At 68.1% G+C, this 9,467-nt stretch carries 12 protein-coding genes; 4 read left to right on the forward strand and 8 right to left on the reverse strand.

The window, feature by feature from the left end:
- Positions 1 to 1,123 (forward strand): YifB family Mg chelatase-like AAA ATPase (locus QZ184_RS07875; RefSeq protein ID WP_296418923.1); only part of this gene is annotated, 1,123 nt, incomplete at its 5' end.
- Here the strand turns inward: QZ184_RS07875 and QZ184_RS07880 are convergent.
- The 5 genes from QZ184_RS07880 to def all read right to left on the reverse strand — a co-directional run bounded on the left by QZ184_RS07880 (position 1,120) and on the right by def (position 3,072).
- Positions 1,120 to 1,263 (reverse strand): hypothetical protein, encoded by a 144-nt coding sequence (locus QZ184_RS07880; RefSeq protein WP_010313022.1) that lies wholly within the window; start codon positions 1,261 to 1,263, stop codon positions 1,120 to 1,122. The genes QZ184_RS07875 and QZ184_RS07880 overlap by 4 nt on opposite strands.
- Positions 1,264 to 1,366: 103 nt before the next feature.
- Positions 1,367 to 1,537 carry a 30S ribosomal protein S21 gene (gene rpsU / locus QZ184_RS07885; RefSeq protein ID WP_010304532.1) on the reverse strand — a complete coding sequence of 57 codons (171 nt, stop codon included), beginning with the start codon at positions 1,535 to 1,537 and terminating at the stop codon, positions 1,367 to 1,369.
- 48 nt (positions 1,538 to 1,585) lie between these two features.
- Positions 1,586 to 2,203: a DUF3747 domain-containing protein gene (locus QZ184_RS07890; protein ID WP_296416298.1), complete on the reverse strand. Its 618-nt coding sequence runs from the start codon at positions 2,201 to 2,203 to the stop codon at positions 1,586 to 1,588.
- A 59-nt stretch (positions 2,204 to 2,262) separates the two neighbouring features.
- On the reverse strand, positions 2,263 to 2,460 hold the full coding sequence (locus tag QZ184_RS07895) for a hypothetical protein (protein ID WP_010313026.1): 198 nt from the start codon (positions 2,458 to 2,460) through the stop codon (positions 2,263 to 2,265).
- A gap of 9 nt (positions 2,461 to 2,469) precedes the next feature.
- Complete coding sequence (gene def / locus QZ184_RS07900) at positions 2,470 to 3,072, reverse strand: peptide deformylase (protein ID WP_296418925.1); 603 nt, start codon at positions 3,070 to 3,072, stop codon at positions 2,470 to 2,472.
- A 59-nt stretch (positions 3,073 to 3,131) separates the two neighbouring features.
- Here def and QZ184_RS07905 point away from each other — a divergent pair, with 59 nt between their 5' ends.
- Together QZ184_RS07905 and QZ184_RS07910 are read left to right on the forward strand one after the other, a co-directional pair.
- Positions 3,132 to 5,036, forward strand: coding sequence for a prolyl oligopeptidase family serine peptidase (locus QZ184_RS07905; RefSeq protein ID WP_296418927.1), 1,905 nt, complete (start codon positions 3,132 to 3,134; stop codon positions 5,034 to 5,036).
- Positions 5,036 to 6,421: a sodium/glutamate symporter gene (locus QZ184_RS07910; RefSeq protein ID WP_296418929.1), complete on the forward strand. Its 1,386-nt coding sequence runs from the start codon at positions 5,036 to 5,038 to the stop codon at positions 6,419 to 6,421. The genes QZ184_RS07905 and QZ184_RS07910 overlap by 1 nt, the downstream gene beginning before the upstream one ends.
- On the opposite strand, the gene QZ184_RS07915 is transcribed toward QZ184_RS07910, so the two are convergent.
- The 3 genes from QZ184_RS07915 to QZ184_RS07925 are packed head-to-tail and all read right to left on the reverse strand — an operon-like array spanning position 6,391 to position 8,736.
- Positions 6,391 to 7,068 carry a class II aldolase/adducin family protein gene (locus QZ184_RS07915; RefSeq protein WP_247479508.1) on the reverse strand — a complete coding sequence of 226 codons (678 nt, stop codon included), beginning with the start codon at positions 7,066 to 7,068 and terminating at the stop codon, positions 6,391 to 6,393. The two genes, QZ184_RS07910 and QZ184_RS07915, sit on opposite strands and share 31 nt — an antisense overlap.
- The gene (gene mtnA / locus QZ184_RS07920) at positions 7,061 to 8,149 is read right to left on the reverse strand and encodes an S-methyl-5-thioribose-1-phosphate isomerase (RefSeq protein ID WP_296418932.1); all 1,089 of its coding nucleotides are present in this window, start codon (positions 8,147 to 8,149) and stop codon (positions 7,061 to 7,063) included. Before mtnA ends, QZ184_RS07915 begins: the two co-directional genes overlap by 8 nt.
- 41 nt (positions 8,150 to 8,190) lie before the next feature.
- Positions 8,191 to 8,736: a DUF1543 domain-containing protein gene (locus QZ184_RS07925; protein WP_296418934.1), complete on the reverse strand. Its 546-nt coding sequence runs from the start codon at positions 8,734 to 8,736 to the stop codon at positions 8,191 to 8,193.
- On the opposite strand from QZ184_RS07925, the gene QZ184_RS07930 reads away from it, so the two are divergent.
- On the forward strand, positions 8,735 to 9,427 hold the full coding sequence (locus tag QZ184_RS07930; protein ID WP_296418937.1) for a class I SAM-dependent methyltransferase: 693 nt from the start codon (positions 8,735 to 8,737) through the stop codon (positions 9,425 to 9,427). The genes QZ184_RS07925 and QZ184_RS07930 overlap by 2 nt on opposite strands.
- The last annotated feature ends 40 nt before the right edge of the window (positions 9,428 to 9,467 follow it).

A 9,467-nucleotide genomic window follows, 5' to 3' on the forward strand; every position in this document is an offset into this window, starting at 1 on the left:
GCTGGTCCCCCAAGCCAACGGCCCTGAGGCCCGCTTGGTCAGCGGCCTGGAGGTGCGCCCAATCAGCAGCCTGTGCGAAGCGCTCGAGGCACTGCAGCCGCAATACACCCCCGGCCCGCTGCAGCCCTCAAGCGACACACCACAGCCCACGCCGATTCCCGTGGACCTGCAGGAGATCCAGGGCCAGGCCCACGGCCGGCGGGCCCTGGAGATCGCCGCGGCCGGGGGCCATCACCTCCTGCTGGTCGGCCCGCCCGGTTGCGGCAAAACCCTGCTGGCCCAGAGCCTGGCCGGACTGCTGCCGCCCCTCAGCCCACCGGAGCAGCTGGAGATCACCCAGCTCTATTCGGTTGCAGGAGAACTGGAGCAACTGGGCGGATTGATCAGCACCCGGCCCTTCCGCAGCCCGCACCACAGCTGCTCCAGCGCGGCACTCCTGGGCGGCGGCAGTTGCCCAAGGCCTGGGGAATTGGCCCTGGCCCACCGGGGCGTGCTCTTTCTCGATGAGCTGGGGGAGTTCCGCCGCGATGTGCTCAATCAACTGCGGCAACCGCTCGAGCAGGGAACCCTCCGGCTCAGCCGGGCCAAGCAGCAGCTCCACTACCCCTGCTGCATCAGCCTGGTGGCCGCCACCAACCCCTGTCCCTGCGGCTGGTACGGCGACCCGGAGCACGACTGCAGCTGCACCACATCCGAGCGCCAGCGCTACTGGGGCCGCCTCTCGGGCCCGTTGCTCGATCGCATCGACCTCCAGGTCGTGATGCAACGGGTGCCCGCGCAGGTCCTGCGGCAGGGCTACAGCGCCTCCAGCGAGCGGAGGCCACCGGAATCGACAGCCTCCGCCTCCCAGCGCATCCAGCAGGCGCGCCTGCGCATGAAGCAGCGCAATCCAGGTGCAGGGAGCAACCACAGGCTCAGCGCCCGCGACCTGCGCGATACGGGCGCGTTCAACCAGGACACTCTGGCCCTTTGGGAGCAGGTTGTGGCCGCTCGGGCGCTCTCAGCCCGCAGCGGCCAGCGGCTGCTGAGCGTGGCCCGAACGATCGCGGATCTCAACGACGACGATCAGGTCGGGCCCCAAGCCGTGGCCGAGGCCCTGACCTACCGCAGCTTTACGGCCTAGTGCTTGTGGGGCGGGGTATCGCGATAGGGCTGAACGCCCACGTTGGGGGGCAGGTGCTGCCGCTCCTCGAGGGGATTGCCGAAGGCATTGCCCACGCTCTTGCCAAACCAGCGGTTGATGGCACTGATTAACTGCTTCACAGCGCACCTCGACGGAGACCTTCTCCATCATTGGTAGCCATGAAAAAGCGGGAATCGGTGTTTCTACCGATTCCCGCAGGGACGCTTGGGCTGAAGCCGAGGCTCAGCGGCGGCGGCGGCGCTGTTGGGCTTTGCGCTTGTACTTCTCGACGGGGGTCTCGTGGTGACGCAGGCGCTTGAGATCGGCGAAGATCCCGGCCTTGGAGACCTGGCGCTTGAAGCGGCGCAGCGCCGACTCAATGCCCTCGTTCTCGCCGACGGTGACCTGGGTCATAAAACCGATCTAGGAATTTTGCAGTTTGAAGATGGTAGCAAGTGCTCTTCACCAGAGCCCTGGAACAGGAGCCTCAGGCGCTGGTTGATCACCGGTGGTCGCGGGCTGCTCCGCCACCGGCCAGCTGTCCCGGTAGATGTACACGTGCCCCAGGTTGCGTCCACCGAACTGGCGCCGCATCAACTTCCAGCCCGGCTCGGGCTGGAGCAGCAGGTAGTCGGTGTTTTGGCTGTGGCCGCCGCTGCGGGCAATCACCATCTCCGGCCCTGCACTCGGCTTGGAGGGGAACGCCATCAGCACGTTGTCCCCCTTCTCGCGCACAACGCTGATGCGGTAGGTGCTGGCGAGGTCCTCCTCCCCAACCCGCAGGGAATAGCCATTGCCGTCGATGTAACGGCTGCAGATCCCCGTGAAGTCAAAACTGGAGAGCAGGGGATCGACCTTGACCGGCCCTTCCTCGGCCAGGGCAAAGCAGGGCCGGGTGTCCTTGCGCTGTTCGTAGATGTTCAGCTGAGCCCGTTCGCCGGTGCCGATCGGAGCCGCGACGATGACGAACTTGGTCTGGTCCACCTCCACAGCGTCAAACAACGCTTTGGCCTGCACGCCGCCAGCCATCAGGCCGGCAAGCGGAAGCAGGGCAGCCAGGGATCGGACCAGAGAAAACACAGAGTCGCTTGGGTTGGCAGGGGCTGATCGTAAAAGTGATCGCCAGCGGCGCCAGTCCCTCAGGCCGGCTTATTGATCCGGATCGCCACCAGGAGGCTGATCAGCGTTCCCGGCAGGGCCAGGCCCAAGATCGTGCCGGTGGTCTTGACCCCCAGCTCAGGGTCGCCGTAGGCCAACTCGAAGACCGAGCCAGTGGCTGCAATACCCAGCACGCAAGCCAGGGCGAGAAACAGTCCCGCCAGGGGTTTCATCGGCATCTCGAAGGCTCAGGCGATGGTGTGAACGTCGGAGCGATTAAAGCCCTTTTCATTGAGGCCCTCGACGAGCTTCTCCTCGTCGGTGACCCGATCGACGAAGAGCACCCCGTTGAGGTGATCCATCTCGTGCTGGATGCAGCGGGCCATCAGGCCATCGGCCTTCATCCGCTTGGGACGGCCAAAGGCATCGCGGTAGCTGACGTCCACCACGCTGGGGCGCACCACATCCAGATAGACCCCGGGGATGCTCAAGCAACCCTCCTCATAGGTGCAGAGCCCGCCGCCGACGGAGGTGATCTCCGGGTTGATCAACACCAAAGGAGGGCTGCTGGGATCCTCCAACTCCAGGTCAATCACCAGCAACTGCTGATTCACGCCGATCTGGGGAGCGGCCAGACCGATGCCTTTGGCGGCGTACATGCTGACGAGCATGTCGGTGGCCAGCTTGCGCACCGCGTCATCCACCTTGCCGATGCGTCGCGCCGGCTTGCGCAAAACCTCATCACCCAGCTTGTGGATGTCGTAGGGAGGGTTCTCGATGGGCTCCTTAGACACCTGCAGGCGTCCCGAGAGCTCAGCCGAGCGCGCCAACTTGGCGAAGCTATTGGCCAAGACCTGTCCTCAACGGCGTTGCGAACAGCGATTCTAGGAGGCCTAATCGGCCTGTTCCGTTGAGCCTGTCCCCACCAGCCACGCTCACTCCCCTCTCCGCCGAGGTGGTGCTGGGGAAAACCCCAAGCCTGAAAGAGCCCGTGCTGCTGGATGGGGCGCTCTATTGGCTCGAGCAGCGTCCCCACGAACAGGGGCGCACCACCTTGATGGGGCGCGCAGCCCAGGGGCAGGAGCCCCGCGAATGCACCCCGGGGGATTGGAACCTGCGCTGCCGCGTCCATGAGTACGGCGGCGGCCCCTGCGCCATCGGCCGGCGCGCCAATGGAGAGGCCGTGGCCGTGTTCGTCCATGACGCCGACCGCTGCCTCTGGCGGCTGGATCTCGATCAACCAGGGGCCGAACCGCAGCGGCTGCTCACGCCCCAGGGCAAGCGTTTTGAGGGGGCCCTCGGTGGCGGCCTGATCGACCGGCAGCGGGACCGCTGGATTGGCGTTCTGGAGCGCGACGGTCAAGACCACCTGGTGGCGCTACCCCTGGCCGGCGGGGAGCTGGTCGAGCTCCATCAGGCCGCGGACTTCTGCGGCTATCCCGCCCTGAGCCCCAACGGCGCGCGACTGACCTGGGTGGAGTGGCAGCAGCCGGCCATGCCCTGGGACTGCAGCAGCCTCTGGCTGGCGGACGTTCAGGCCTCCGGCCAGCTGGGCCCCGGCCGTCGCGTTGCCGGAAGCACTCCCGAGGATCCCAAGGCCATCTCGGTCTTTCAGCCGAACTGGGCCGGACGCGACCTGGTGGTGGCCAATGACCGCAGCGGCTTCTGGAACCTCGAGCGCTGGTCCGCAGCCGAGCAGGACGCGCTGGAGACGCCCCGTTGGCAGCCCCTGCTGCACGAGCAGGCCGAATTCGCCATGCCCCAGTGGGTCTTTGGCATGAGCACCCATGCCTGGGATGGTGAGCGCCTGCTGGCCCTCGCCTGCCGGCAGGGCCGCTGGGAGCTCGGGGAGCTCAAGGACCAAAGCTGGCGGCCGCTCGAGCAACCCTGCAGTGATCTGGCGGGGCTCTGCGCCCAGGCGGGCCAACTGGCCTGCATCGCCAGCAGCCCCACCCACCCCTCGGGCTTGCTGGAGCTCGACCTGAAGACCGGGAGCTGGCGGCATCAACCAGCGGCCCCCTGCCCGATTGCACAGGAGGCCATCAGCCAGCCCCAAGAGCTGTGGTTTGACGGCCACGGCGGCCAGGCCACCCAGGCCTGGTACTACCCGCCAACCGGCGGTGGCCACAGCGAAGCGCCCCTGCTGGTGAAGAGCCACAGCGGCCCGACCGCCATGGCCCGCACGGGCCTGAACCTGGCCATTCAGTTCTGGACCAGCCGCGGTTGGGGCGTGGTGGATGTGAACTACGGCGGTTCCACCGGCTTTGGCCGGGCCTACCGCGAACGACTCAACGGCCAGTGGGGCGTCGTGGATGTGGCGGACTGCGCCGCTGCGGCCCAGGCCCTGATCGAGCAGGGGCAGGCCCACCCCAAACGGGTGGCGATCGAAGGGGGCAGCGCCGGGGGCTTCACCACCCTGGCGGCCCTCTGTTTCAGCGACTGCTTCTCTGCCGGTGCCAGCCGCTACGGCGTGGCCGACCTGAGTGCCCTGGCGGAGGACACCCACCGCTTTGAGGCCCGCTACCTCGATGGCCTGGTGGGCCCGTGGCCCGAGCAACGCGCGCTCTACGCCGCCCGCTCACCGTTGAACCATGCCGAACGGATGAGCTGCCCGGTGATCTTCTTCCAGGGCCTCGAGGACGTGGTGGTCCCCCCGGAGCAAACCGAGCGGATGGCCGAGGCCCTGCGCAACAAGGGCATCCCGGTGGAGGTGCGCCTGTTCCCGGAAGAAGGCCACGGCTTCCGCAAGGGCAGCACCCAAATTGAGGTCCTGGAGGCGACGGAGGCCTTCTTCCGCGCGCACTTCGCCCTGTAATGGCTGAGCTTCTGCCGGGACTCTGGAGCGCTGACCTCATCGATGGGATCAGCTGGCTCGTCCTGGCGGGGGGTGTTCTGGCGGGAATCCTGGCGACGGGCCGAGCCATTGGCCGGCGGCTACAGCTGCAGCTCTGGGGCATTCCCGAGGCCCTGGTCGCGGGCGTCTTGGGTCTACTGGTCGCCCCCAAGGGGCCCTTCCCGCTGCTGCCCGAGCACCTGATGGAGCTCTGGGCCCAACTGCCCCTGGTGCTGCTCACCTTGGTCTTCGGCTCCTTGATGCTGGGCAAGCCGCTGCCCAAGCTCTCGGGCGTGCTGAAGCCCGTGGGCGGCCATGTCTCCCTGGCGCTGGTGCTGGCCTTCGGTCAGTACGTGGTGGCCGGGCTGGCGGTGCTGCTGGTGCTGCAGCCCCTGCTGGGCTTCAGCCCGGTGATGGCCTGCCTGATCGAGGTGGCCTTTGAGGGGGGGCATGGCTCCGCTGCGGCCATGGGGGCGAGCTATGCGGCCCTGGGGTTTGAGAGCGGCCAGGACCTGGGCCTGGCCCTGGCAACCGTGGGCCTGCTGTCCTCGACCCTGGTGGGGGGACTGGTGGTGGTGCTCGGTCGGGCACGGGGATGGCTGGTGGCGGACCTGGCGCCGGAAGCAATCCAGGTCCCTCCAGCGGCGGTGAGCGGGGCCGAGGGTCCGAGCAATCCCTGGGCGGCTTGGCTCTGCAACCTGGGCCTGGTGGGCATCGCCGTAGCCATCGGCTGGCTGCTGCAACTGCTGCTGCGGCTGGGGACGAGCTGGATCGGAGGCGGCGTCGCCACGGTGGGCCAGGCCCTGCCGGTGTTCCCGCTGGCGATCCTGGGGTCGCTGCTGGTGCGTTGGCTGCTGGAGCGCAGCGAGCGCAGCCAGTGGGCCTCCGCCCCAATCCAAAGCGAAGTGAGCACCCTGGCGGCCGATCTCTTGATCGCCTCAGCCACCGCGGGGTTGAACCTGCAGTTACTCCAGGCCAACTGGCTACCGATCACCCTGCTGGCGGGAGCTGGCTTGAGCTGGAATCTGCTGATCTGCCTCTGGCTCGCGCCGAAGCTGCTGCCCAAGGACTGGTTTGAGCGGGCCCTGGTGGAATTTGGCCAGGCCACCGGCGTGGCCGCCTCCGGCCTGCTGCTGCTGCGGATGGCGGATCCGGAGAATCACAGCGACGCCCTGCCGGCCTTTTCGCTCAAGCAACTGCTGCTGCAGCCCCTGCTCTCCGGTGGGGTGATCACGGTGGTGGCCCCCCTGGCCGTGGCCGGCTGGGGGCTACCGGTCTGGACCCTGGTCTGCGCAGCGGTGATGCTGCTGGCCGGGGCCGCGGGGCTCTGGATCGCTCAGCTGCCCGAGCTCGAGGAGGCCCGGTAGAGCAGGGTGCGGAACTGGTGGCGCACCTGCTCCATCTGCTCCCCACTCAGCAGAGGTGGTTCGCCGAGGGCCAGGGCCTGCAGGTAGATCCGCGCCAGGGTCTCCACCTCCACCGCCAGGGCCAGGGCCTTGTCGAGGGTGGGGCCCACCGCCACCTGACCGTGCTGGGCCATCAGGCAAGCCAGCCGTCCCTCGAGGGCCTGGACCACCCCATCGGAGAGCTCCTGGGTGCCAAAGGTGGCGTAGGGGGCGCAGCGGATGTCATGGCCACCGGCCACCGCCGTCATGTAGTGGAAGGGGGGGATGTCACGGCCATGGCAGGCCAGGGCTGTGGCGTGGATCGAATGGCAGTGCAGCACCGCCTGCACCTCCGGCCGGCTCGCCAGGACATCGGCGTGCAGCCGCCACTCCGAGGAGGGCCGCCGTTGGGGGCGGCCATCGGCCGGGATGAACAGGGGCTCCCCCTTGAGATCCAGCGCCACCAGGTCACTGGGCTGCATCTGCTCATAGGGCAGGGAGCTGGGGGTGATCAGCATCCCGCCGGCGATGCGCACCGAGAGGTTGCCGGAGGTGCCCTGGTTGATGCCGCTGGCCTGCATGCGCCGGGCGCAATCGACCAGTTGCTCGCGCAGATCCAGATCAGACATCGCCGTAGAGCTCCTGGAGGCCGGCGGCGCTGGCGGCGACCACACCCCGCTCGGTGATCAGCGCCGTGACCAGACGCGCTGGGGTGACATCAAAGGCGGGGTTAAAGCCCGGGCTGCCGTCAGGGCTGAGCTGAACCGTGGTGATCGCCCCCTCGGGGCTGCGGCCCTGAATGTGGGTGACTTCCTCGGGGCTGCGGGCCTCGATTGGGATCTCGGCAACGCCGTCATCGATGGACCAGTCGATCGTCGAGGCCGGCAGGGCCACATAGAAGGGGATGTTGTTGTCCCGCGCCGCCAGGGCCTTGAGGTAGGTGCCGATCTTGTTGCAGACGTCGCCGCGGCGGGTCGTGCGGTCGGTCCCGACGATCACGGCATCCACCTGGCCGTGCTGCATCAGGTGGCCGCCGGCGTTATCGACGATGACGGTGTGGGGCACTCCTTCGCGGCCGAGCTCATAGGCCGTGAGCGAGGCGCCCTGGTTGCGGGGGCGGGTCTCATCCACCCAGACATGAATGTCCAGGCCAGCGCGGTGGGCCTTGTAGATCGGCGCCAGGGCCGTGCCCCAATCCACCGTGGCCAACCAACCGGCATTGCAGTGGGTCAGCACATTGAGGGTCTGACCGGGCCGAGCCGCCGCCAGCTTCTGGAAGAGCTCCAGGCCGTGCTCGCCGATGGCCTCGCACATGGCGACGTCCTCATCGGCGATGGCGCCGGCCTCAACCTGGGCTGCCTGGGCCCGCTCAGCCGGGGGCAGCGGCGCCACCCGATCACGAACGCGCTCGAGAGCCCAACGCAGGTTGACCGCCGTCGGGCGGGTGGCATTGAGCTGATCAAAGGCCGCCGCCAGGGAGGCATCGCTGGGGTCGACCTGCAGGGCGAGCATCAGGCCGTAGGCCCCGGTGACACCGATCAGGGGGGCACCGCGCACGACCATCGTGCGAATGGCCTCGGCCGCTTCATCGCAGCTGCGCAGCGTGCGGGTGGTGAACTGATGCGGCAGCTGGATCTGATCGATGACCCCGATCGAGCGGCCACCCGGCTCCAGCCAGATGGTGCGCCAGGCCTGGCCGTCGATCTTCATGGGTACCGATTGACTGCACCGATCATCCCCTGCGGCCCCGCTCAGATCGGGCGATAGCCCTGCCAATCGGGCACCTGGAGCTGGCTGGTCCCCTCAGGATCAGGGGAGAGCTGGACATGCCAGCGCTGGCCGCCGAGCAACTCCAGCTGCTCGAGGGCCAGGCAGTCGTCCACGGCGCAGAGGTCGTCCTTGTGCTGCTGCAGCGCGCCGTGGAGCCACTGGCGTTTCGCCGCGGCCTTGGCCGCCTGCGGGGAGCGGGCCACCACCAGGCCGAACTGGTGCAGTTCCGCCAGGGAGTCCGGGCGGTAGGCGCCCAGGTTGACGAACCAGAGCCGCTCGGGCCGGGGCGCGTCGGGCTCGCGCCCAAGGCTCACCGCCCAGCCATCGATCGCCCGCACCGCCATGTAGGCATCCAGGTGCAGACCCTCACGCCTCCCGAACCACTGCCGCTTGAGCTCCGGAATGGTGTCCTCGATGGAGCGCCCCGCAACAAAGCGGACGTCATGCAACTCGATCAGGCTGCTGGCGGTGCGTCCACCCAGGACCGCCAGAAATAGGGTTGGGGCGCTGGGGGATGGCGGCGTCATGGACCTGTTTCAGCGGCAGTGGGCCACCTACCGGGCCGTGTTGGATCACGACCTGATGGAGCACCAGGCCATGAGCCTGGCCTGCGGGCAGGTGCTGCGGCAGGTCTGTGCAACGGCCCAGGCCCCCAGCCTGGTGGATTTGGGCTGCGGCGATCTTGGCTTGCTGGCACCGCTGCTGCAGACCTTGCCCCTGGGGCACTACACGGGGCTGGACCTCTGCGCCGAGGTGCTGCCCCTGGCGCAAGCCGCCTTAAGCCAGGCCCCCTTCCCCCGCTCCTGGCTGGCGGAGGATCTGCTGAGCTGGGCCAACGCGCCGCAGGCCGAGGCGGTGGAGGTGATCCACAGCAGCTATGCGGTGCATCACCTCCAGCAGGACCAGGACAAGGCCAACTGGCTAAAGGGATGCCGCAGACGCATCACCCCGGGGGGCCGCTTGATCTGGGTTGATGTCTTCCGCCAAGCCGGGGAAAGCCGAGAGGCCTATCTGGCCCGCTACGGGAGGCGGGTGGAGGGCTGGAGCGCCCTTGGCGCCGAACAACGCCAGGCGGTGCTCGCCCACATCCAGCGCTTTGATTACCCCGCCGAGCGCGGCGTCATTGAGGAGATCGCCCAGGAGGCGGGCTGGAGCTGGCAGTGGGCCTGGGAAGGACGACAGGGGGCCGAGGCGATGGCCGTCCTCAGCCCCGCCTAGCTGTGCTCGCGCAGGAAGCTGATGGTTCCCTGCAGTTCCT

Source organism: Vulcanococcus sp. DEBay_Sum22DG08_74, from assembly GCF_017852955.1.
Classification (GTDB): Bacteria; Cyanobacteriota; Cyanobacteriia; order PCC-6307; family Cyanobiaceae; genus Vulcanococcus.